Consider the following 22,038-nt stretch of genomic DNA (forward strand, 5'->3'; position numbering starts at 1 on the left):
CCTGACTGCGCCACCCTTCGGGCGCTCACGGCCAGCGGACCTGCCGATCGCTGCGGACCCAAACCACGAAGCCCGACAGACCGGCCCCGCTCAGCGGCCGGTAGGATTGCCGCAGCAGGCTCTCAAAGGGGGTGAAGCCGGCGTAGCTCTCGTTATTCGCCGTGACGATGAAGGGCGGCAGTGTCTGCTTCAGCTCCGCCGCCAGCTCGCGCCAGGGCCCCCGCGGGACGAAGCGCGTCATCTCGGTCGGCCGGCGCCAGGTGTTGGTCAGGTTGGTCGTGACCACCCCCAGCACCTTGTAGAAGCGCGTCGGCGCCAGTCGATCGGCGTGGTAGTAGATCGGCCAGCCCCAGCGACCCCAGATCCAAATCCGCTCCGTCGGCTGCGTGTGGCGGGCGATGAAGCTCGCGATCTGCCGCGCTTCATAGTGCGGCGTGGAGAACTCGTTGCGGGTGCGCAGGGAATGCCTGACCTCGGCCAGGCTGCGCAGCGCCGCGGGCACGCCGAGGACGACCAGCAGGCCCACCAACGCCAGGCGGCGCGCCAGCTCGGGCCAGCACGCGCGCCGCGCCGCCCCCGAAAACCAGCGCAGCAGCACGCCCTGGGGGTGGGCAGCCAACAAGACCAGCGGCGGCAGGAGCTGTTGGTAGTAGCTCTTGTAGAACCGGAAGCCAACGCTCGCCGCCAGCGCGTCGCAGGCCAGATGAAGGACCAGGAGGATCTCGGCCGCGCTGAAGTTGCTGCGCCGCCGCAGCGGTAGCGCTGCGAGGCTCAACGCAGCGAGCAGGCCCGGCAGCGACAGATACTCCCAGAGGCCGAGCACGCCGTCCTCGAGGCGTTCCCAGCGCCCGGACCAGTCGACCTCGCCCCTGACATAGCCCCACCCACCCTCGGACATGAAAAACTGGTGCAGCAGCGCGCCGAGCTGCCCGTGCAGCGCGTAGAAGGTCGCGATCGGCAACAGCCCAACCAAGCCGCCGACGATATAGGCGGCAAGCGCACGACGCCTGGAGAAAGCCGCCCGAGCGGGCGCGGCGCGCAGACTCGGCAGGATCAACAGCACCAGCACATAGGCGGGCGCGGCGAGGCCGGCCTGACGCTTGAACACCGCGCTGACGGTGACGGCGATCCCTGCCGCCACAAACCAGCCGAGCCGACCACGACGAAGGCCGAGCGCGAAGAGCGCCAGGCCCCAGATGCAGGGCGTCATCATCCAGGCGTTGTAGTTGACGTCGAGGCTGTCGCTGATCGGCGCCAGCAGGGTGTAGAGCAGCGCCGCGAGCACGCCCGTGCTCAGCCCAAAGAGCTGCTGCCCGGCGACCAGCACGCCGACCGCGGCGAGCCAGGCCCAGAACACGCCGAAGGTCTGCAACACCGTCAGGCTGCGGCCAAAAACCCGCCAGAGCCCGGCAGTGACGAAGTAGGAGCCGGGCTCCTTGATCTCGAGGCTGTCGACCAGCGGCAGCTTGCCGTGGCGCAGCAGGTCCGCGTTGTAGGTGATGCCGGCGACGTCCTCGTTGCGGAAGACGTCCTGCTCCAGCGCCGGCTGCCGCAGCCAGGCGCAGAGCAACCCGAGCACGGCGACCGCCGCGAGGTAGCCGGCGGCGTAACGCCCCCGCCGCGGCAGCGCGCTCCCCCTGAGCCAGGCGTGTCCTTGGATCCGGTCGTGAAAGCGAAGCATGAGGACCGATCGTATGTCCGCGGGCACAAAGCCCGCACCTCGTAAGCGCGCCAACGGGGCCGCCCACCGGCGGCTCAATGATCGGCGGCCCGATGATTAGCGGGCCACCGCCAGACGGTCAACCCTGCGCTGAAGACTGAAGTGGACCCCGGATTTTGGACCAGGAGCTAGGGTGGTAAAGGGGGCCTGCTGTTCAGCAAGAAGGAGCAGCAGCGATGAAAGGCACCCGGACCCGACACACGGCAGCGTTCAAGGCGAAGGTACAGCGTGCATCCGAACCAAATCTACAAATGGAAGCGGCAGCTCGTCGAGCAGGCAGCCCAGGCCTTCGAGCGCGAGGCCGAGCCGAGCCACGGCGGCGAGCGCGAGCGGGAGCTGCTGCAGAAGATTGGCGAGCTGACGGTGGAGCGCGATCTTTTGGCACACGGGCTCGCGCGGCTCCGCTAGCGCAGCGTCGCACGATGGTGGACCGTGAGGCTCAGCCCTCGGTCCGCCGTCAGTGCGAGTTGCTGCGCCTGAGCCGTTCGGGCCTGTACTACGAGCCGGAGGCCGACAGCGTCGACGAGCTGGCGCTGATGCTGCGTCTGGACCAGCTGCACCTGCTGAACGGTTACCGGTAACCTTATGGCGGAAGTAGTAGTCGAGACGGTCTGCCATGCGCTGCCCGCGGGAGAAGGGTCTCCACAGGGGCAAAGCGCCGAGGGGCTGGGCGGGGGACAGCTACTGCGGCCGCGGCCGCCCGGTCACGCCTCGATGTCGCCGCGCCGGACTTTGTCCACGTACTCCCGGAGCAGGGAGTTCGGCGATTCCTGGGCCCTTGCCAGGTAGGCCTCGAGGGACGGGTCCGAGACACGATGCAGCACCCACAGCGCGTTCATCCGCGACCACGGGAAGTCGTCGCCCGCTTGCTCCCACTCGCAAACGGCGAGCTCGGTGGCCGCCGGCGACCCGAGCCGAGCTAGACTCTGCAAGGCCCTTCTGCGCACGTATTCATTCTCGTCATTGGCCAACTTCAAGAGTAGGTCTTCGCCGTCGCCAGGCGGCTCGCCTAGCTCCACAGCCAATTGCCACCTAGCGTCGGGCTCCGAGCAGGTGCACGCCGCTTCCGCGACAGCGCGCAGTGATTCCCGGGGCACTTGGTTGGCGAGGACCTGGCATTCGTTGTCCCGAGCGATCGCGTAAAGAGCGAGGTCCATTAGCGCCTGGTTCCACTGCTGGATGGGAGTGTCCGCTATGAGGTTCTTCCACGAGGCGTAGATCTCCGACCAGTCTGCGTAGTCGCACTCCCACTCCCCGTGCCGTTCGTTCTCTGGAGTGCCCGATGCCCAGATCTTGAACCGATCAACGGCTTCCAGGAATCGCCGCGCTGCCGCAGAAATGCAGTGTGCGTCGCTCATGCGATCAACATGGGATCAACCACCGCCTGGCGCCCTCCGAAGGGCAGGGGCGTGCTCGCCGCGCCCCAGTGGTGGTGCGTACGACCCTTCAGGTGGCGCCCCTTCGCACCCACGATCGCCTCGGCCTCGGCCTGCAGCAGCTCCGTGAACGCCAGCATGCCCATCTGCTGCACGAACGCGAACAGCCCCTTCTTGATCGCCTCCGACGCCAGCACCATCGGCAGCGCAAGCTGCTGCATCGCGAACGACAGCTCCTGCGGACAGACCTCTTGCCTTCTGCCCGTCTCTGCGGCTTTCCTCTTCATGGCGGCTCCTGGGTCCTGTGGACCGGTTGTCTTGGTCGACCCGATTCTCGGGCCTCCAAGGAGCCGCCGCTACCTCACCCCTTCAACACGCTCTGGGGCATCCCCCCAGCGGGAGCCATGGTGCGGGGAGCCATTCCGCCGCATGTGCCGCGCCTCAAGGGGGACTGCGGTGCCACCAGAGGTAGACCATCAACAGCGCAGCCGGTATCAGCACCGCCAGCACCACACCGAAGGCTGCCCTGCGGACAGGCGACGCCGCTCCACCACGGGTGCCGACCGCGGCTGGCGGAGGTTCAGCCCCCTGCTCGGCCAGCACGTGCCGCAAGAAGGTTCGGTCCAACTCGTCCTTGACGCGTACGGTCTGCTTCAGCCGCCACATCAGGCGGGCGTTGGCAAAGGGAATCGCCACCCCCTCGATATCCACGACCTCGACCTCGCGCGAAGCAGCTTCGTAGTCGATTCCACAGGCATATTTCATTAGATCGACTACGACCTCATCAGCGACACGTATGACGACGTACTCGTCGAGGTCACCGGGGTTGATCTCTCGCACCGCCTTGTCGGGCAACACCGACAGGGCCTGCTTCAGGCGGTCGAGATTCTCGTTAGAGCTCTCAACGAGCAGGTCGATGTCCTCCGTGGCACGGACAAAGCCGAGCTGAATGACCGCCATTCCGCCCACGACCACGTATCGAGCCTCAGCGCGATTGAGGGCATCACAGACCCGCAGCAGGTCATCCACTGTGGGAGGACGGGATTGTGACTTATCTACCGGCGCGCCATCATCTTGATCGACCACTCGGTGGCCTCCTCGAACGAGCGAAAGCGATAGACGCCGCGTGGGATGAATTTGCGATTTTTTCGTAGAGATATCACGGCGGTCAGTAGGCGGCCGGCTTCGCGCAAGCCACCGCGACTGGGGCAGCGAACCCCGACGACTTTCTGCTTACCCGGCGGCCACGTGAAGCCCATCGTGAAAGACTACACCCGCTACGCCAGGCTCGCACACTTCGAAAGACGGTTTCGTACGTGCGTGATGACTGCTTTGGCGGAGAGGATATCCGGAGGGGTTCGGCGACCGACCGGGTTCGCAGGCGCTCGACCTGACCAGCGGCGACGTCCGCGCCGTGCAGCGCTTCTCCCGCCCGCAGACCGTGCTGGGAGGCCGCAGAGGGGGACACCTTCGTATCTCTTTGTCGCGGCCACCGTCGTACTGCTCGGGTGCGAGTCGGCACACCGGCTTCGCCCAGACGGCAGCGTCGCGCCCGACGCCACGGCCCGCGACGCCCACCGAGACCTGGCCGAGGAGGACGGGCGCGCCGCTTGCCGCGAGCACTGCCGAAATGGCCACACTGACTGCGGCGAAGACGACGTCGACTGCGGGGGCAGCTGCGAGGGCTGTGCGGCCTCGCAGGCTGATTTCTACCTCGATCCCCTGCACGGCAGCGCCGACGGTGATGGCGGACGAGACCGCCCGTTTTCGGCCGTGCAGCAGGCGCTGGCGGCGGTACGCGCGTTACGCGCCGCCGAGCCCTCCCGCACAAACCCGGTGGTGGTGCGATTGCGCGGCGGGACCTACTTCTTGGACGACACCCTCCGCCTGACGGCCGCGGACTCGGGCGCCGCGCTGTCACCAACCATCTTCCGCGCCTTCGCCACTGAGGCACCGGTGATTAGCGGAGGACGTCGCCTGGACGGCTGGATCGTCGACAGTCAGGGTCGCTGGAAGCTGACCCTGCCGCAGGTCGTCAAGGACGGCTGGGTCTTCACGCAGCTGTGGGTCAACGGTCAACGTCGCTACCGCCCGCGCTTGCCAACCAAGGACTACCACTTCATCGATCGGCGGGTACCGCCCAGCGCCGGCACTGATGGCAGTGATGACCGCTTCGGCTTCCGTGACGAGCTGCGTGCGGACTGGCACAACCTGCGAGACGTGGAGGTGCTCGCCTGGCACAAGTGGACCATCTCCCGCCTGCGCATCCACGCCATCGACGCGGCCCGCCACGTTGTCGCCTTCACCGGGTCAACGCGCTGTGCTCAGTCCCAGTGCCAGCTCCTTGAGGGCGCGCGCTACCTCGTCGAGAACGTGCGAGAGGCGCTGGTCGAGCCCGGCCAGTGGTACTTGGACGCCAGTAACGGCGAGCTGACCTATCTTCCTATCCTCGGAGAAACACCGGCCACCACGGTCGTGATCGCGCCGCGGCTCGAGCACCTCTTGACCCTCGACGACCCCGCAGGCCAGGCCGTCCGCTCAACACGTCTCGTTCGAAGACCTCGGCTTCCCTCCCCCCCCGGCCCCGGAGGGCCGGGGGGCGGGCCGCGGGAGGGGCCGGGCGGCCGGGCCGGCCCGGCCCGGGGGGGGGGGGGGGCCCGGCCGGGGGGGGGGGGGGGGGCGGCGGGGCCCCCCCGCCCCCGGGGGGGGCCCCCCCCGCGGGGGGCGCGGCGCGGCCCGGGCCTGCTCACACTCACTGGGCAACGCCGCCGGAGGGCTATTCATCGCGCCAAGCCGAGGGCCTGTTGCTTTCCGCGGCGGTCGAGTTCCGGAGGACCCGGAGTTGTGCGATCCGCCGCTGCACAATCCAGCACACGGGCGCCCATGGGATCATCGTCGGAATCGGCAGCCACGACAATCTGCTCGAGAGCTCAGTCCTCCAGGACCTCGGTGCCGGCGGCGTATGGATCGGTCACCCATCCCATCTCGTCGAGGAGACCGAGGTCCCGCGTGACAACACTGTCAGAGATAACCTGATCAGCACGGGAGGCCGCATGCACCCGGCCGGGGTGGGTGTCCTGGTCACCAACGCGTCGCACACCACCGTCGAGCACAACGACATCCGGGATTTCTACTATTCCGGCATCTCAGTCGGTTGGAACTGGGGCTACACACCCAGCAACGCGCATCACAACTCGATCGCTTACAACCACGCTCACCAGCTCGGTCAACAGGTCCTCAGCGATCTGGCGGGCATCTACACCCTTGGCATTTCGCCTGGCACGCGCCTTCACCACAACCTCCTGCACCAGATCACGCGCAGTGACTACGGCGCCTTTGGCATCTACTTCGATCAGGCCAGCTCGGGGATTGTCGCCGACTCCAATGTCGTCTACGCCACACAGGATGCCCCCTTCATCATCCATTACGGCGAAGACAACACCCTTCTCAATAACGTTCTCGTTGCCGAGGGACCTGCCCCGCTGCGACGGGGCAAAGCCGAGGCGCGACACGCCCTGACAGTCGAGCGCAACGTGCTGGTGTCGACGGGTGCGGCGGTTCAGCAAGGCAGCTGGGCCGACGGCAATTACACCTTCGACCGCAACCTCTACTGGACCTACGGCAGTTCGCCGCTCGACTTCGGTGGCCGAAGCTTCGCGCAGTGGCAGGCCGAAGGGGCGGATCTGCACTCGCTGGTTGCAGATCCCGCGTTCGTCGATTTCGCCGCACGTGAGTTTTCCTTTTCTCCCGAATCGCCCGCAGCCCTGCTTGGCATTCGGCAGGTCGATCTGTCACGCAGCGGAAGGCTCTCGCGGCCCCGAAGCACTGACTTGCCGGAAGCGCCCGCCGCGTTTCCCGCCGCCATTACTGTGGCGCCGCTGCACGTCGACTTCGAAGATATGCTGGCCGGAGCCGTCCCCACCCGCGGCATCTCGGATGCGGGCGCTGGGTCGGGCTCACTTCGTGTCAGCGACAAGGCGGGCGCGATGGGCACGAAGCAGAGCTTGCTATTCCAAGATGCAGCGGACATCGAGCAGAGCTACAAACCGTACTACCAGCTGAGGACCGATCATGGAGCAGGCACCTACCGGCTGACCTTCGCCCTCCTCCGCCAGGCCGGTTCCACGGCACGTATCGAGCTGCGCGACTGGCGGACCGATCCCTACACCATCGGCCCCGTGCTCACCATCAGGTCTGACGGGACCCTCGTCGTCGCCGGTCGCTCGCTGGCGAGCGTTCCGACCGACAGGTGGGTCAGCTACGAGATCACGGCGCCACTGGGGGCTGCGGCCGACGGAACGTTCGAGCTCGTGGTCCAACCAGAGGATGGTGAACGACAGGTCTTCGGCCAGCTACGCTGCGGCGCGGCGACCTTCTCACACCTGACCTGGATCGGATTCCTCTCGTTGGCGACAACACCAGCCACCTTTTTCCTCGACGAGATCTACGGCCAGTCACTGCCCTGACCAAGCCCAATGCATTGCCGTCGAAGGCCTTCGGACTTGGCGCGATCTTCTTCGGCGAGTGGTGTGCCGACCAATTTCGGACCAGCTACGACGTGGCAGCGCCCACGCAAGCTGCTGACGATCACATGATCCGCGGCGGAGGTGCGGTCTTCTGGCCTTGGCAGGGTCAGGAGTGGGTCTGGCGCGCTTGCGCGACGCGTATGCCGTCGTCCGGGCTCGTGGACGGGCGAGCTGTGCTGCGACCGACGGTCCCTGTCCCAATCTAGCCTTCGCAGGGTCGGGGGCCGACCCTGCCAGCTGGCCGGTTTCGCTCGGCGTCTGGATCTTCTGCTGCCTGGGGCCGCGAGCCGCGTTAGAGTCGCGCGCGTGTTGAAGGCGGATCAATCACGGCGCGCGCGGTGGGCGCTTGGCGGGACGGGCGCGCTCGTCGGGCTTGCGCTGGTGTCGTGGGTGGCACCGCAGACCGAGGCCGCGGCACAGCGGCGTAGCTCGGGCACGGCGGCAACGGCGCGACTGCTGCTGTCGCAGATGCACAACCAGGCCCAGACGATCGGGGAACAGCACCTGGCGCTCGGCGCGCTCTACGCCCGCGCGGGCGACCCGACCCGCGCCTATGCGCAGCTTCGCGCGGCGGGCCGCCTGAAGGTCGCGCGTGGTCGCCTTCAGCTCGTCCTCGCCCTGCTCTATCGCCGCATCGGACGCTACGACGCCGCGCTGGGCGCGCTGACGCAGGTGCTGGTCGAGCACCCCGACCAACCCTATGCGCTGGTCCAGCTCTGGAAGACCATCTTCGAGGCCCAGCTGCGGGCTGCTCCGCTGAAGACCCCCCTACGCCCGGTGCTCGATCGTCTCAGCGCGGCGGGGATGCACCTCCCGGCGCAGCTCTCCCCCTCTCCCACGGCCGCCCGCGACAGCGCCAAGCTTAGCGCCTCCGGCTACCAGCAGCTGTTGGCCGGCCGCCTCGGGCAAGCGGTCCAGCTCTTCGAGGGTGCCATCGAGGCCCTGCCGTCCAACGCCCGTGCTCACCGCGGGCTCGGCATCGCCCGCGCGCGCGAAGAGGATCTGGCGCGGGCCGCCGGCGCCTACCAGCTCTACCTCGAGCTGGCACCCGATGCCGCAGACGCCAACCGCGTCGACTGGGTGCTGATGCAGTACTGGCGCGACCGCCCTGGCGCGCGCTGAGCGGAACGGCGACGGCCGCGCTGCGAGCGCCACGAGGAAGCAGCCGCCCCGACCGCGGGCTTGACCAGCGTTGGCAGCGATTCGCAGGATCTTAGGGGCTGCGCTCGGCGGCGACCTGCAGCAGGGCGGCGAGCTCGCTCGCGGCGGCCACGGCCAAGCTAGCCCCAGCGCTCGCCCGGAGCTGCTCGCTGAGCGCGATGCCGCCTGCGCGGTCGAGGGCATGGCCGCGGCGCACACGCACGAGGCCGCTGCGCCAGATCGTGCGACCAAGGTGGTCGCGCAACCACGCCGTGACGATCAACTCGCGGCGCTCGGCGGCGAGCTCACCGGCCTGCAGCGCGGTAGCGACGGTGGCCAAGCGTACGAGCTGCACGCGCAGCCGCAGGGCGCGGGCTTCGGTGCAGCGCCAGCCCTGCGCCGCGAGGCGCGCGCTCAGCGCGGATCCGAGCACGCCAGCGAGCTGCGGTTCATCGACCCGCGTCGCGCGCACAGGCTCGAGGCAGAGCGCCCGTGGCCCCAACAGGCTGCGCGGACCGTGCACCGGCCGATAGCCGCAGGCGACGACCGTCAGGAGCAGCCAGAGCAGCCAGAGCGTCCCTCGGCACCACGCCGCGAGCCCGCCGCCCTGCAGGCGTGCGCGCCGCAGCGGCAGAGCGCTGGAGAGTGCATCAACCCGGGCAGCGCCCCGCCGCGCGTTGCGAGCTATCGACAAGGGGCTGGCTGCGTTAGGCCGGGGGGGGCGTCCGCGACGCGATTGCGGCGGCCGCTTCGGGCGCGCTCGTAGCGCTTGGCGACGGCGACGGCGCCACCGGCTCCCCGCGCGGGGCCGAAGGATCGTCCACGCCGGCCCCAAGCTCCTCGGCGACGCGGTAGGTGAACTTCCCCTGCGACTCGTGATAGGTGCGCACCATCACCTCGGCCAGCACGCCCAGCATCACGTTCATGAAGCCGAGGAGCAGCAGCAAGATGGCCAGCAAGAGCATCGGGCTGCGCGACAACTCCATCCCGAAGAAGAGCTTGCGCAGCGAGAGGTAGCTGGCGAGGGCGAAGCCGACCAGGCCCATCATGATCCCGGGAATGCCGAAGAAGTGGATCGGCTTCTGCGCGTAGCCACCGAGGAACTTCACGGTCACCAGGTCGAGCACGACCTTGAGCGTGCGATTCAACCCGTACTTGGAGCGACCGAAGCGCCGCGCGCGATGGTGCACGGCCAGCTCGGCCACCCGTCCGCCTTCCCAGCTGGCGTAAATCGGGATGAAGCGGTGCATCTCCCCGTAGAGCACGACGTCCTCGAGCGTCTCGCTGCGATAGGCCTTCAGCGTGCAGCCGAGATCGTGCAGCGGCACGCCGGAGATCCAGGCGATCAGCTTGTTGGCGACGAATGAGGGCAGGCGCCGGCTGAAGAGGCGATCCTGTCGCTCCCGGCGCCAGCCACTGACCACCTGATAGCCCTCACCGATCTTGTCGAGGAGGCGCGGAATGTCGTGCGGATCGTTTTGCAGGTCGGCGTCCATCGGCACCAGCACGGCACCACGGGCCGCGCGAATCCCGGCCATCATCGCCGCGGTCTGGCCAAAATTCCGCCGCAGGAGCAGCACGCGCAACCAAGGATGCTGCCCACATAGCTGCGGATAGAGCGCGTGAGAACCGTCGCGGCTGCCGTCGTCGACGATGATCACCTCGGCGCGATACTGCCGCTGCTCGATGACCTCGCCCAGCTCCTGGCAGAGCGGCACCAGGCTCTCGGCCTCGTTGAAGGCGGGGATGATGATCGAGAGCTGGAGCCCGCCGACGGCGGGCGGCGCCGCGGACGGGTGCGAGTCGATCATGACTGCGCTCGGACTCACTAGCGGCAACACAGCTCGGCCGCCGGCACGGTGGCCAAATGCTGCAGGTCGGGCCCGGTCTGCAAGCGCACGACGCCGCGACTGCTCGCGTCGTAGTACTCGACCTCTAGCGGGTACCACCCCGCCCGTACCCGCACCTTGCCGCAGGCCAGGCGCTCGGGATGGTCACCCCAGTCCTGGGCGATCAGCGCGCCGCCGAGGCGCACGCGCCCGCCATCATCGCTCTTGATACAAAGCTGCTGCGCGCCACCCTCCGGGAAGCGGAGGTAGCCACGCCAGCGAATGCTGAAGCGGTCGGCCTCGAGGCGCGGATCGAAAGCGCCGGTGCTGTCGAAGTCGATCCGCTCGTCGACCCGCGAGAAGGCCTGCTTTTCGAAGGCCACGCCGCGGTAGTACGTACCCGTGATGCCGCCCGGCGCGGTGATCAGCGCCTGATTCGCGATCGGCGCCAGTGGCCAGACGCTCCGCACCGCCAAGCCCAGCGCTACCAGCACCACTGCGCCGCAGACCGCGAGCGCGGCCAAGCGCCAACGCCGCTGGCGCTGCCGCTCCTCTGCGCTGGTATAGAGCGCCTTGGCGTACCCCTCGAGGCCCGCGATCAGGCGCTCGGTGGTGTCCACCGCGCTGCCAGTCTCGAAGCTCTCCACCTCGGCGTCGCGCGGCAAGAAGCGCTGGTGACGCGCCGCTTGCTCGGCCAGCGCCCGCAGCTCGAAGTAGCTGTAGCCGTCCTCGGCGGCGAAGTGCCCGTCCGTCGTGAACGCGGCAAACGCGGCCAGGCTGCTGTAATCGTCCGCGAAGGCCTCGCCACGGGTGGCGAAGAGCAGCTCCAGCACGTCACGCGCGATCCCGGCACAGATCCCAAGCACGATATGCCCGGGCAGGTCGCCGCCGCGCAGCGCATCGATCACTGTGCGATGGCCCTTGAGCAGGGCGAGCAACCACTGGCGCGTCTGTCGCGGTTGTGGCGCCGCGTCGCGCTGGAAGTCGAGCTGCCGCGACACGCCCCAGGCGGGCGAGAGCCGCTCCGCCCAGCTTCCCCGTGGCAGCACGGTGTCGAGGGCCGCCCACGACGTCGGCGCGTAGAGCGCCGGATAAACCGTCAGCCGACGCTGGCGAAAGAAGTCGACGACCTGCCGCGCGGCCACCGATCGCCGGGCGCCGTCCTCGGCCCCGCGCTGCCGCCCGACCGCCAGATAGCTCGCCGGTAGGCGTGAGAGCTGCACCAGCGCCAGGTCCTCGAGTCCGCTCAGCGCGGCGACGGCCTCGGCCTCGAGCGCCTGCCGCCAGGCCGCGGCCTCCTCGCCACGCGCCGCCGGCGACGGCCCCTCCGGGCTGCGCTTTGTGCCCGCCTCAGGCCCCGCGCCCGCCCCTACAGTCCCGTCTTCGCGCTCGCTGACTGCTTCCACCTTCGTCCCCATACCCACAGTGGCCGCGCAGCATAGGCGCGCTCAGCGAGGAGAATCAAGCTGCGTTACGACGCGTATTACGACGCGGCCGGCGGCCGGCGCGCGCGCACTCTTTTGCGCTGGGACTTTGCGCTCGGACAGGGCCCCGGCTAATCTGGCCTTCAGCCAACCCCCGCGCTGCCGCTCGAGGCGGTCGCGGCTGCCGGAGGTCGATACGATGCACAGTGCACCCCCCTTAGGCCCCGCGTCCGCCCCGGGGGTGCCGGCCCGTCCGCTGCCTTTGCCCCTGCTCCTGGCCATCGGCCTGTTGACGGCGCTGCTCTCGCTCCCGGGCCGCTCAGCGCGGGCCGCCGAGCCCGCGCCGCCGCCCCGCGCCGCCGCAGCCCAGCCAGACGCCGCCGCCCAGCCCGCCGCCCCCACCCGCGAGGCCGCTCCCGACGAGGGGGTCCCCGGCGAACGTGATCCCGCCGATCGGGCCTCGACGATCGGCGGTCTGAGCGGGCTCGTGCGCGTGGTCAGCGCCGGGCTTGGCATGACCCACACCTTTCGCCTCGGACTGCATACGGAGCTCTTGCAACGCTCGGGCTTCCTCGTGGCGGGTGATCGCCACGTTCGGCTGGTCGGCACGCTCTCACTGGCCTACACCCCCTGGCGCCACCTCGAGCTCTTCGCGAATCTGCGCAGCCAGGCCAACCACAACCAGCGCGCCGACAGCGGCGACCGACGCGATCCGGCGGTGATCTTCGCGCTCGGCGACCTGACGCTCGGTGGCAAGGTCGAGCTGCCGCTGCAGCCCTATTTCGCCGTGGGTGGCCAGCTCGAGCTCAACCTGCTCAACGCCGTCGGTGGCGTCTTCTATAAGGGCGCGGCCACCGGCTTCTACCTCGGCACGCTCACCTCGCTCCACCTCGACGCGCTGCGCTACGCGATACCGGCGCGCCTCCACGCCAACCTCGGTTTCCGTCTCGACCGGTCGGATAACCTGCGCAGCTTCGCGCCGAACTACGATCTGGCCAGCCTGCAGGTCGAGAAGTTCGCGCTCGGCATCAACCGCAGCCGCCTTCAGCTCAAGCTCGGCGCCGAGGGGCTGCTCGGGCGCTGGACGCGCATCGACCTTCGACCCCTGCTCGAGTGGGGACTCGATCTCGGCACCGGCTCGGCCGACGGCAGCTTCGCCGGTCGGGTCCCCGCCGGCGAGTTCGGCGGTCGCGTGGCGTCGTGGTTGACGGTCGGCGCGCGCGTGCGTCCGCTCCGCGGGCTCAGCCTTACGGTCGCGAGCGACCTCGGAATCACGAGCCCCGGCTTTGGCTACGGCCCACCCGTTCCGGTTTGGAACCTGATCGCTGGCCTCGGCTTCGCCTACGACCCGCTGCTGCCGCTGCGCCAGCGCTCCCAGGGGCCCTGTACGCCGACCAGCATCCCGGTGGCCGCGGCCCGGGCAACCGACCCCGCGCTGGGCCGCATCCAGGGCAAGGTCGTCCACGCCGATACGCTGCGACCGATCGAGGGCGTGGTCGTCGGCTTCCCGGGACGCGATCTGACCAACCTCTCGACCGGCGCCGATGGCAGCTTCTTGTCACCAGCGCTTCCTCCGGGCATCGCGCCCGTGCTCTTCCGCCACCACGCCTACGTGGCGACGCAGACACGCGTCACGGTTGCCGCCGGCGCGACCGCCAAGCTCCATGTGATGCTGCAGCCGGCGCTGCCGCAGCCGGTCGCCTTCGCCGCGCGCATCACCGACCCCGACGGTAAGCCGCTCGCCGCCTTCGTCGAGCTCAAGGGACTCAAGGAATCAGCGACCCCGATCGCCCTCCCCTGCGACGCCGCTGGAGCGGTCGCCACTGAGCTGCAGCCCGGCGACTACACGCTGAGCGTCACGGCGCCAGGCTACGTCCGCGTGCAGCGCGCCCTTCGCCTGAACCCCGGAGCTCCCCAGCAGCTGATCCTCGCCCTTGAGCGCGGCGCCGTCCTCAAGCCCGTGGCAGCCGCGAGCCGCGATCTGGTCCAGCTCACCGCCAACGCGCTCCTGCTGCGGCGCAAGATTCACTTCTCCAGCGGCAAGGCCAGCCCGCGCGGCGACGCCCTGCGCATGCTCGACGTCGTGGCGGACGTCCTGCTCGCCAATCCACAGCTCACCCACGTCGAGATCCAGGGGCACACCGATAGCAACGGCCCCGCCGCCGCCAACCAGCGTCTCAGCCAGGCGCGCGCCGACGCGATCCGCGAGCACCTGATTCAGCGCGGGGTCGCCGCCGAGCGCCTCACGGCACGCGGCTATGGCGCCGAGCGGCCGACGCAGCCCAACCTCTCGGCGCAGAACCGCGAGGCCAACCGCCGCGTCGAGTTCCACCTCAAGTAACCAGAAGCAACCGGCCCAGCATGTCTCGCCGCCGCCGCGTCGCGCTGCCGCTGCTGCTGCTGGCGGCAGCCGCCTTCGTCCTTGTCGTCAGCGGCGGGCTGCTCGCACCGCACTGCCAGCACGGCGCCGTCGAGCAGCACCTCACGATCGCGGGCTTGCGACTCGCCGGCGCCGAGGTTGGCGGGCGCGATGCCTCCGAGCTGCAACGCGCCTTGGCGCGACTGGCCCCTGCGGCTGCTGCGCACACCATCTTGCTGCGTTGGGCGACGGGATCACGCCGCGTCGCCCTCGCGCGGCTTGGCGTCACCGCCGACCCATCAGAGACCGCCATGGCGCTGCTCAGCATCGGCCACGCGGGATCCTGGCTGCCCAGGCTGCTGCTGCGCTGGAAGGCACGCCGCGGGCGCCTCGACGTGCCCTGGCAATTCCAGCTCGACGAGGCCCGCGCGCTGCAGTTTTTCAACGACCTGTCGGGCGCGATCGACCGTGAGCCGGCGGCGCCGCGGCTCGACCTCGAGCGACGCCGTGTCCGGCCCGGCCGCCAGGGGCTGCGGCTCGACCCGTTGCGCGCATTGGCGGCGACCGAGGCAGCGCTGCGCGCCGGCAGCGCCGAGGTGCAGCTCCCCTTGGTGCGGCTGCGGGCCGCCAGGGCTCCGGCACTGGCCGGGATCGACGTCAGTCAGGTGCTCGGCCACTTCATGACCGTGTACAGCCAGGCCGACGTTGATCGCCACAGGGCGCATAACCTGAGGTTGATCGCCGGACGGATCGACGGGCAGCTCCTCGCCCCGGGCGCGCGCTTCTCCTTCAACGCCACGGTGGGGGCACGGACGGAGGAGCAGGGCTACCGCACCGCAGCGGTGATTCAGCAGGGCGAGCTAATCGATGGGATGGCCGGCGGCGCGTGTCAGATCTCCAGTACGCTCTTCGCCGCCGCGTTCTTCGCGGGCCTCGACCTGCTCAGCTCACGCCCGCATACGATGCCCAGCTCGTACATCCGCCTTGGACTCGACGCCGCTGTGGCCTACCCTGAGACCGACCTGCGGCTCGGCAATCCCTATCCCTTCCCGGTCGCGCTGCAGGTGCGGGTCAGCGAGGGACGCGTGCGCGTGGCGATCCTCGGTCGGCGCCGCCCATGGCAGCGCGTGGTCTTCCGCCGTGAGGTCAAGCAACGCGATCCCTTCGGCGAGATCGAGCGTCCGGATGCCACGCTGCCGCGCGGCCAGCGGATCGTCACTCAGCGCGGTGTCCCTGGCTTCCTGGTCGAGCGACAACGCCTCTTCTTTGCCGCGGGCTCCGACCAGCCGCGCCGCGTCGAAACGCGCTCGCTGCGCTATGCCGTGACGCAGCAAATCATCCGGGTCGGCACCGGCCCGCCGCCTGCGCCTGGGATGGCGGGGCCTGCACCAGACCCTCCGCCCGCGCCCTACCGCGCCGACGTCGAGCCCCTGGCGATCGAGCAATGAGAAGGGCACGCGTCACGACGCGCGCGCAGCGCGGGTCGGGCGTGTCCGGTAGCCCGCCGCCGCCACCTGTCGCGGCGAAGGCCCGGCGACAGGGCTAGGAGGGCCGCTTCGAGCGCGACTAGCGCTTGGGGAGCAACGTGACGGGGGCCTCGACGTCGACCGGCTGGCCCTCGAACTCCGGGAAGGGCCAGCGCTCAATGGCCTTGACCATGCAGGCGATCATCGGTCCGTCGCGATTCGGCTGAATGTCGATCCGTGTCGGACGACCGGTGCTGCGCACGCTGAACGAAACGTTGAGCGTAATCGATCCATGATGGAGGGCCGAGTTTCGCTTGAGCGCGCGCGTGTAACACGCCTCCAACGAGCCCTTGCTGCGGCCGATCACCGCGAAGACCTGCTCCTGGGTCAGCGTGCCCTCGCGCGCCGGGGCCATCAGCGACTTGCCCTCGATGGTCAGCAGCGCCGGATCGACCTTGATCGTCCCCGGGTTGGCCAGCGCCTGCGCCAGCTTGACCTTGAGCGCGTTGAGGTCCTCCTGCAGCCGGTCACGCTCCGATTCGCACTTGCGCAGCGCCTCGAGCGACCGGTCGAGCTGCTGCTGACCCGCCTGCGGCTCGCTGTTGCAGCCGCCGCCAGCGCCGAGGACCAGCGCCAAGCCGCTCGCCGCAGCCACCACGCGACACCGGCGCACCAGCCAACGGCACGCGTCGAAAACCCCGCATTCTGCGTTCATTTCAAACCTCATCTTCAGCCTTCGCCTCAGCCTTCGCCTTAGCCTTACGCTGCGTCGTTCGATCCCCGACGCCGATCGCCCGCGCTGGGCAGGTGCGCAGCAGCGCGCGGGTGATTATCCATACGCCGGGCGCGCGACGCAATCCTTTGGCGGTTCGGGGGGCGCGGGTCCACGTTCTCAATAACCCCTGCGATGCCCAAGACGGCCGTAGGGCGGTCGATCCGCTGCGCCGATTCAAGGCCGTCTTTCGCTCTCCTCCGCCGCTTCCAACAGGCGATCCAGCCGCTGGCGCAAGGCGGGTAGGGTGTGTGGATCGTGGGCCACGAAGTCGACCAGCTCGCGTTCAGTCCGACCGCCCCACTCCATCACCGCCGCAGCCGCCGCGGCGAGAATCCGGGGCGCCCAACCTAACTCAGGCTCACAGCGGTAGGTCAGCAGCAGCTCCCGCAGCGGCTCCATTGCCCGTCGGTCGCCGATCGCCCAGAGCGCGTCGACCACCGCGGCGAGCGCCGGCAACGGGGTTTGCGGGTCGGCGAGCTGGAGCAGCAGCGGCCGCACGGCCTCGGGCAGTCGCAGGGCGGCGGCCGCCCGCGCCGCCGGCTCAAGCGAGGCTGCGTGCGTGCCCAGGACCTGGTCGTTGCGCTCGGCGAGGAGCGACAGGTACAGCTCGCTGGCGCGCTCGTCAGGGTGCTCGTTGAGGTAGTCGAGCGCCTGATCGCGCACCTCCTGCGTCACCAGCGGCTCGCGCGCGAGCCGCAATAAGGCCGCCGTTGGGGGCGGGCCCGCGCTCGCGGCGAGGCTCGAGACGAAGAACCTGGCGAGCCCAGGAAAGCGCCGATCGGGCTCGAGCAAGGCCCCCATCAGCGCATCGCGCAGCGCGGCCGCGGCCGCGGGCGGCGCCGCGGGCTGGACGTCGCCAAAGCCCTCCGCGTCGAAGGTGGCGCCCCAGACGCGCAGGCCGAGCTCGGAGCGCTCGCGCTCCGCCCCCGTGCGCGGATCGACCACCAGCAGCTCACCACCAGCGCCGACCAGCATCACGGCTCGGCCGGTATGCGTCGCCGCTACAAAGTCCCCACGTGTGGCGCGCCGCACCCACGCCAACTGCGGCCGCTGCGGACGCGCCCCCTCGACGGCGAAGCCGAGAAGAAAACGGTAGTGCAGCAGCAGCAGTCGATCGTCCGCCCAACCGCTCGCCGCCGGGCGAGACCCGGTGGGCCGCCGCCATAACCAGCGTTGCCGGTCGCCGGCCCCGTAGTCCCAGGGTGCACCGTCGTAGCTATCGCGACCCCAACTCGGGGCGATCCCGGTGATCACCGGCGGCACAACAGGCGCCGCGCCTGCAGCGCCGTCGGCCCCAGCGCCGATCCCCGGAGCGAGGCGCTTGACGCTGGCGCGCCCGCCAAAATACACGCCATCTCGATTGGCCTCGATCCAGGAAATCGCCTCGCCACGCCAGGGGAGCTGGACAAGGACGTCGCCGCTTCGCCCCTCCAGCAGCGCCAACCCCTGGCGCTGGGTTGGAAGGACGAGGTAGTCGCCCCAAGCACGGGGCGCGCCGATCGGCACCCACGACGGCACGGCCCAGCGGCGCTCGCCGCTACGCCCGTCGTAGGCCACAAGGGCGGCCTGGGGCGTCGCCGCCGCGCTGCTGCGCGGGGCACGGTGCGCGGCGCGCCGCCCCCAGACCGCGAACACCAGACTGCCGCTCGCCGCCAAACCGAGCACGCGCCATCCGGACTGGGGCGCCGGCGTACGCCAGAGCAGGCGCCCGTGTTCGCTATCGAAGGCCGCGAGCGATCGCCCCTCGTCCAGCGCGCAGGCGCCAAAGGCCCCGCCAACGACAACCCGCGAGGCGACGTCGGCGCGAACGATGAATCGGAAGCTGCGCCGACGCAGATCGTAGGCCGCGAGGCGCAGCGGCGCTTGCGCCACCAACCAGACCGTCGGCGCCTTGGCGGCAAGCGGCGACGCCCTGAGGCCCGAGCCAAAGGGCGCCAGGGCCCGTGCGAGCTGCGTTGAATCGGGAACCGGCGCCAACTCCCGCAGCCCGCGCGGCCCCGCGCAGCCCTCGAGCCCCGTAATCATCAGCGCGGCGACGAGCACGGCGCCTGCAGCGCGGCGCCAGTGGTCGAGCATCGCCTCGGGATCGCGCGCGGTCATCGGCGCCTGCGCTGCAGCGCCCGGGCCGCGGCCGCACGTGACGGTCGCTGTTGCTCCGCGGGCACCGCAGCCAGGTAGCGAGCCAAGGCGGCAGCGGCCTCGCTATCGCCCGACGCGGCGAGCGTTTGGACGACCCGCACGCGCAGGGGATCGGGGCCGAAATCCTCGCGCACCAGCAGGGCACCCAGGAGCTGAGCGCGGATCGAGCGCGACGCCGGCCCGGCTGCCTGCAGGGAGGCGTCGGTCGTCATCGCCGCCACCGTGCGCGCACCGCCCACCCGCGCGAGGGCTGGAAGGAGGGTCACCTCGCCGCGCTGCACGAGCATCAGCAGGGCGCCCTCGGCCGTGCGCAGGCCGAGCTCTGCCGCGAGCCCGGCGGCCGCCTCGCGAACCGCCGCGTCACCGTCGCCGAGCGCCGCGATCATCGTCTCGTCGGCCTCAGGCCCGCCGACGCGGGCCAGCGCCCGCAGCGCCGCCACCCGCACCGCGGGCGCACGATAGGTCGCGTAATGGCGCAAGATCGGTACCGCGTCGGCGGCGCCGGGTTGCCCCAGCGCGCCAAGGGCCGCGAGCAGCAGTGGCGGCGGCGCGCCGAGCCCGAGCACGCGCACCAGGGCGGCCCGGGCGGGCGGCGTGGCCAACACACCGAGCTGTTCGGCTGCGCTCACTGCGCGGTTGAGGTCCGCTCCATGCAGCGCATCGACCAGGGCGGTCGGCAGCTCGCGCACCGCGGCGCGCACCGTCGACGCGGTGCTCAGCAGCGCCGCCAGCGTAAGGGCCTTTGCCACCCGGAAGATCGACGCACCCATCACCAGCTCCTGGCCGCAGGCGAGGTCCCATTGGTGAAACGCGAGCGACCACTAAACGAGATGGCCGCGCCCCCGTCAAGCGCCCTGCCCGACCGCAGCCCCGCCAGCGCGTCACTCGGTGGTGTCGGCGTCGCTGAACTCGACATGGCCGGAGTAGCGCTCGGTCTCCCCCTCGAGCTCAAACTGCGTGCTGGCGAGCGCCACGCCACGGGCATCGAGCAGGTACATCTTGTAGCGCCGCTTGGGGGCGAAGGTGGGGCCGTCGAGTGCCAGGCTCGTCGCCAGGATGCGCTGGCCCCTCGCCGAGGTGAGGATGCTGTCGCCGGCCACGAAGACGCGGCCCTTGGTGATGTCGAAGAACTTCACCTTGACCTCGAAGTCGTCGACCGGCCGCCTGAAGAAGGCCATCAACTCGAGCGTCCAACGCTTCGCGTTGTTGCGGTCGGCAGCCAGGCGTGTGCTGCGGTGCTGCCGCAAAAACTCCGCAAAGGCCGCCTGACTGCGAAAGCGCGGCGGCGGGCGCTTGCGCAAAACCACAATCTCGCCAGCGAAACGGTCCTCGACTGGCGCCGCAGCGAGCGGCGGCGAGGACCCGAGCAGCCAGGCGATCGTCGCCACCAGCGCCCCCCAACGAAGAGCGTGAGACCTCTCGCGCATTACCTGCTACCTCGCAGATGCCGCTCTTTCGCAGCATTATTCAGTGCCCGGTAACACAAATTAGAACAAGAGCATCGCACCCGGGGCAGGAAGACGTCAAGCACCACGCGGCCCCATCGCGGCCATCCGTGGGTCACGACGCGCCCGTCAGGACGAGGGCAGCGCGGTGGCGGCGCCGGTCGGGCTGCCGCCCTGGAGCTGCTTCATTTCGAGGAAATCGATGAAATCCTGCGTGCGCTGACCATCGGCGACCACCAACACGCCATCCGCGCGCTGGCGCAGGAGCCGCGCGCGCTCCAGGCGCTGCAGTCCGGCATTGACCTCATCGCGCGTCAGGCCCAGGTGCGTCGCCATCCCCGCGCTCGTGAGCTCGACCGCCAGCCCCTCGGGGTCGGGCTGACCGCGGACCTCCGCCTCTTGGCGCAGGTACTTCGCGACGCGCGCATGAGGATGCCGCAGCAGCAACAGCTCCACCTGACGGCTCGAGTCCACCAGGCGGGTCGCCAACTGCTGGATCAGCCGAACGGCGACCTCGGTGCTGTGCTCGATCATGGTCTCGAAGGTGCTGGCCTCGATGACCAGCAGGCGCGCACGCTCGATTACGCGCGCCGTGGCGGAGCGAGGGGCCTTCGCCAATACCGAGAGCTCCCCGCAGAACTCGCCGGCCTCGAGCACGCCGAGGCGCGCCTCGCGGCCACCCACGTTGCGCGTGAGCTCGAGCTTGCCCGAGCGCACGACGTACATCTGCTCGCCTCGCTCGCCTTGGCGAAAGAGCACCGTCCCCGCCGGATACTCACAGGTGTATTGCTGCTGCGATTGCGCGTTGGTCACTTTGGGGCCACCTCGCTCGAAGCGCTTGGCGCCGGCGCGCCGCCCTCGGCCGACGCGCAGAGCGCCACGATCTGTTGCACGACCTCGTCGATCGTCAGTCGGCTGGTATCGATCCTGACGGCATCGTGCGCGGCGCGCAATGGGGCGATCGCGCGCGAAGTGTCGGCGTCATCGCGCCGCTGCTGATCGCTCAAGACCTCTGCCACAGTGGCCGCATGACCAGCCTCGCAGAGCTCACGGCTGCGCCGCTCGGCGCGCACGACCGGATCGGCGACGAGAAATATCTTCACCGCCGCCCGCGGGAAGACCACGGTGCCCGTGTCGCGCCCCTCGGCGACGACCGCGCCCGCTTCGGCGAAGGCGCGCTGTGGCACGAGCAACGCCTCCCTGACGGCCGGCCAGCGGCTGACGGCGGACGCCCCGGCGGCAATCTCTGGCGTGCGCAGCGCCGCGCTGACGTCCTCCGCGCCCGCGCCGTCGACCAAGAACACCCGTTGCTCGCCGCCCTCGGCACGGAACTCGAGCCGTAACTCACGGGCGATCGCCGCCAAGCCCTGCTCGTCCTGCCAGTGCACCGCCCGACGCTGAGCCACCACGGCCAGGGCGCGATAGATCGCCCCCGAGTCGAGCAGCAAGGCGCCAAGCCGCTGCGCCACCCGGCGCGCCACGGTTGACTTGCCAGCGCCGGCCGGCCCGTCGATCGCAACCACCAAGAACACCCCTTCAGGCCCCGCGTTTCGTTCCACCGCTACACCTCGCCGCATCGGCAACGGCATGCGGCCGCCTCCGGCTGCCCCGGCTGCGACGCACCTCCCTGCCGAAAAGCCCGACGATACGGGCCCGAGCGTCGCCTCCGCAAGCGCCGCGCCTCTTGGGTCGACGTTCAGCCGATTCGCCCCAGACCCGCGAGGGCGCCGCGCGACGCCGTCGGCGCTCGTGCGCTCCGCGGCCGGCCGCAACGCGCCGGATTGCGTTCGCCTCCGTCTGCCTGCATCGTCTCGCTGCCTCGTTTGGCCGACAACCGTG

Annotated in this window: 19 protein-coding genes; 6 read left to right on the forward strand and 13 right to left on the reverse strand. The window is 69.9% G+C overall.

Annotated features, from left to right (window positions below; all coding sequences use genetic code 11):
- Positions 1-25: 25 nt before the first annotated feature.
- The gene (locus IPL40_13385) at positions 26-1,681 is read right to left on the reverse strand and encodes a glycosyltransferase family 39 protein (protein MBK8482138.1); all 1,656 of its coding nucleotides are present in this window, start codon (positions 1,679-1,681) and stop codon (positions 26-28) included.
- A gap of 267 nt (positions 1,682-1,948) precedes the next feature.
- Between IPL40_13385 and IPL40_13390 the strand changes: the two genes are divergently transcribed.
- Together IPL40_13390 and IPL40_13395 are read left to right on the forward strand one after the other, a co-directional pair.
- On the forward strand, positions 1,949-2,128 hold the full coding sequence (locus tag IPL40_13390) for a hypothetical protein (GenBank protein ID MBK8482139.1): 180 nt from the start codon (positions 1,949-1,951) through the stop codon (positions 2,126-2,128).
- Between the two features lie 14 nt (positions 2,129-2,142).
- Positions 2,143-2,301 (forward strand): hypothetical protein, encoded by a 159-nt coding sequence (locus IPL40_13395; GenBank protein MBK8482140.1) that lies wholly within the window; start codon positions 2,143-2,145, stop codon positions 2,299-2,301.
- A 123-nt stretch (positions 2,302-2,424) separates the two neighbouring features.
- Here IPL40_13395 and IPL40_13400 read toward each other — a convergent pair whose 3' ends face one another.
- From IPL40_13400 to IPL40_13410, 3 genes are all read right to left on the reverse strand, one after another.
- Entirely contained in the window at positions 2,425-3,078 is a 654-nt protein-coding gene (locus IPL40_13400; protein ID MBK8482141.1) for a HEAT repeat domain-containing protein, read from the reverse strand.
- Positions 3,075-3,383 (reverse strand): hypothetical protein, encoded by a 309-nt coding sequence (locus IPL40_13405; GenBank protein ID MBK8482142.1) that lies wholly within the window; start codon positions 3,381-3,383, stop codon positions 3,075-3,077. The genes IPL40_13400 and IPL40_13405 overlap by 4 nt, the downstream gene beginning before the upstream one ends.
- A 154-nt stretch (positions 3,384-3,537) precedes the next feature.
- Positions 3,538-4,182 (reverse strand): nucleotidyl transferase AbiEii/AbiGii toxin family protein, encoded by a 645-nt coding sequence (locus tag IPL40_13410; protein ID MBK8482143.1) that lies wholly within the window; start codon positions 4,180-4,182, stop codon positions 3,538-3,540.
- A gap of 1,718 nt (positions 4,183-5,900) precedes the next feature.
- Between IPL40_13410 and IPL40_13415 the strand changes: the two genes are divergently transcribed.
- Both IPL40_13415 and IPL40_13420 read left to right on the forward strand, forming a co-directional pair.
- Positions 5,901-7,562, forward strand: coding sequence for a right-handed parallel beta-helix repeat-containing protein (locus IPL40_13415; GenBank protein ID MBK8482144.1), 1,662 nt, complete (start codon positions 5,901-5,903; stop codon positions 7,560-7,562).
- Between the two features lie 528 nt (positions 7,563-8,090).
- Positions 8,091-8,744: a tetratricopeptide repeat protein gene (locus IPL40_13420; GenBank protein MBK8482145.1), complete on the forward strand. Its 654-nt coding sequence runs from the start codon at positions 8,091-8,093 to the stop codon at positions 8,742-8,744.
- A gap of 91 nt (positions 8,745-8,835) precedes the next feature.
- On the opposite strand, the gene IPL40_13425 is transcribed toward IPL40_13420, so the two are convergent.
- Genes IPL40_13425 through IPL40_13435 form a run of 3 tightly spaced genes read right to left on the reverse strand, consistent with a single transcriptional unit; the run spans position 8,836 to position 11,997 of the window.
- On the reverse strand, positions 8,836-9,456 hold the full coding sequence (locus tag IPL40_13425; protein MBK8482146.1) for a hypothetical protein: 621 nt from the start codon (positions 9,454-9,456) through the stop codon (positions 8,836-8,838).
- A gap of 13 nt (positions 9,457-9,469) precedes the next feature.
- Positions 9,470-10,573: a glycosyltransferase family 2 protein gene (locus IPL40_13430; protein ID MBK8482147.1), complete on the reverse strand. Its 1,104-nt coding sequence runs from the start codon at positions 10,571-10,573 to the stop codon at positions 9,470-9,472.
- A 17-nt stretch (positions 10,574-10,590) separates the two neighbouring features.
- Positions 10,591-11,997, reverse strand: coding sequence for a hypothetical protein (locus tag IPL40_13435; GenBank protein MBK8482148.1), 1,407 nt, complete (start codon positions 11,995-11,997; stop codon positions 10,591-10,593).
- 217 nt (positions 11,998-12,214) lie between these two features.
- Between IPL40_13435 and IPL40_13440 the strand changes: the two genes are divergently transcribed.
- Positions 12,215-14,356, forward strand: a complete 2,142-nt coding sequence (locus IPL40_13440) for an OmpA family protein (protein MBK8482149.1) — start codon at positions 12,215-12,217, stop codon at positions 14,354-14,356.
- Positions 14,357-14,376: 20 nt separating this feature from the next.
- Positions 14,377-15,822 (forward strand): VanW family protein, encoded by a 1,446-nt coding sequence (locus tag IPL40_13445; protein MBK8482150.1) that lies wholly within the window; start codon positions 14,377-14,379, stop codon positions 15,820-15,822.
- 118 nt (positions 15,823-15,940) lie between these two features.
- On the opposite strand, the gene IPL40_13450 is transcribed toward IPL40_13445, so the two are convergent.
- The 6 genes from IPL40_13450 to IPL40_13475 form a co-directional block, all read right to left on the reverse strand.
- A complete protein-coding gene (locus IPL40_13450) occupies positions 15,941-16,555 on the reverse strand; it encodes an AgmX/PglI C-terminal domain-containing protein (protein ID MBK8482151.1) in 615 nt (204 codons plus the stop codon).
- A 234-nt stretch (positions 16,556-16,789) separates the two neighbouring features.
- Positions 16,790-18,715, reverse strand: coding sequence for a PQQ-binding-like beta-propeller repeat protein (locus IPL40_13455; protein ID MBK8482152.1), 1,926 nt, complete (start codon positions 18,713-18,715; stop codon positions 16,790-16,792).
- Complete coding sequence (locus tag IPL40_13460) at positions 18,712-19,524, reverse strand: HEAT repeat domain-containing protein (protein MBK8482153.1); 813 nt, start codon at positions 19,522-19,524, stop codon at positions 18,712-18,714. The genes IPL40_13455 and IPL40_13460 overlap by 4 nt, the downstream gene beginning before the upstream one ends.
- A gap of 111 nt (positions 19,525-19,635) precedes the next feature.
- Positions 19,636-20,181, reverse strand: coding sequence for a hypothetical protein (locus IPL40_13465; protein ID MBK8482154.1), 546 nt, complete (start codon positions 20,179-20,181; stop codon positions 19,636-19,638).
- 147 nt (positions 20,182-20,328) lie between these two features.
- A complete protein-coding gene (locus IPL40_13470) occupies positions 20,329-21,012 on the reverse strand; it encodes a Crp/Fnr family transcriptional regulator (GenBank protein ID MBK8482155.1) in 684 nt (227 codons plus the stop codon).
- Positions 21,009-21,725 carry a (d)CMP kinase gene (locus tag IPL40_13475; protein ID MBK8482156.1) on the reverse strand — a complete coding sequence of 239 codons (717 nt, stop codon included), beginning with the start codon at positions 21,723-21,725 and terminating at the stop codon, positions 21,009-21,011. The genes IPL40_13470 and IPL40_13475 overlap by 4 nt, the downstream gene beginning before the upstream one ends.
- Positions 21,726-22,038: the final 313 nt, after the last annotated feature.

The organism is Pseudomonadota bacterium, from assembly GCA_016711215.1.
GTDB lineage: Bacteria > Myxococcota_A > Polyangia.

Excerpts from the sequence above, each read along its gene's own strand:
- IPL40_13385 (MBK8482138.1), bottom strand. The coding sequence starts at position 1,681 with ATGCTTCGCTTTCACGACCGGATCCAAGGACACGCCTGGCTCAGGGGG.
- IPL40_13455 (MBK8482152.1), bottom strand. The coding sequence starts at position 18,715 with ATGACCGCGCGCGATCCCGAGGCGATGCTCGACCACTGGCGCCGCGCT.
- IPL40_13450 (MBK8482151.1), bottom strand. The coding sequence starts at position 16,555 with ATGAACGCAGAATGCGGGGTTTTCGACGCGTGCCGTTGGCTGGTGCGC.
- IPL40_13460 (MBK8482153.1), bottom strand. The coding sequence starts at position 19,524 with ATGGGTGCGTCGATCTTCCGGGTGGCAAAGGCCCTTACGCTGGCGGCG.
- IPL40_13395 (MBK8482140.1), top strand. The coding sequence starts at position 2,143 with ATGGTGGACCGTGAGGCTCAGCCCTCGGTCCGCCGTCAGTGCGAGTTG.
- IPL40_13400 (MBK8482141.1), bottom strand. The coding sequence starts at position 3,078 with ATGAGCGACGCACACTGCATTTCTGCGGCAGCGCGGCGATTCCTGGAA.
- IPL40_13465 (MBK8482154.1), bottom strand. The coding sequence starts at position 20,181 with ATGCGCGAGAGGTCTCACGCTCTTCGTTGGGGGGCGCTGGTGGCGACG.
- IPL40_13430 (MBK8482147.1), bottom strand. The coding sequence starts at position 10,573 with ATGATCGACTCGCACCCGTCCGCGGCGCCGCCCGCCGTCGGCGGGCTC.
- IPL40_13445 (MBK8482150.1), top strand. The coding sequence starts at position 14,377 with ATGTCTCGCCGCCGCCGCGTCGCGCTGCCGCTGCTGCTGCTGGCGGCA.
- IPL40_13440 (MBK8482149.1), top strand. The coding sequence starts at position 12,215 with ATGCACAGTGCACCCCCCTTAGGCCCCGCGTCCGCCCCGGGGGTGCCG.
- IPL40_13420 (MBK8482145.1), top strand. The coding sequence starts at position 8,091 with ATGCACAACCAGGCCCAGACGATCGGGGAACAGCACCTGGCGCTCGGC.
- IPL40_13405 (MBK8482142.1), bottom strand. The coding sequence starts at position 3,383 with ATGAAGAGGAAAGCCGCAGAGACGGGCAGAAGGCAAGAGGTCTGTCCG.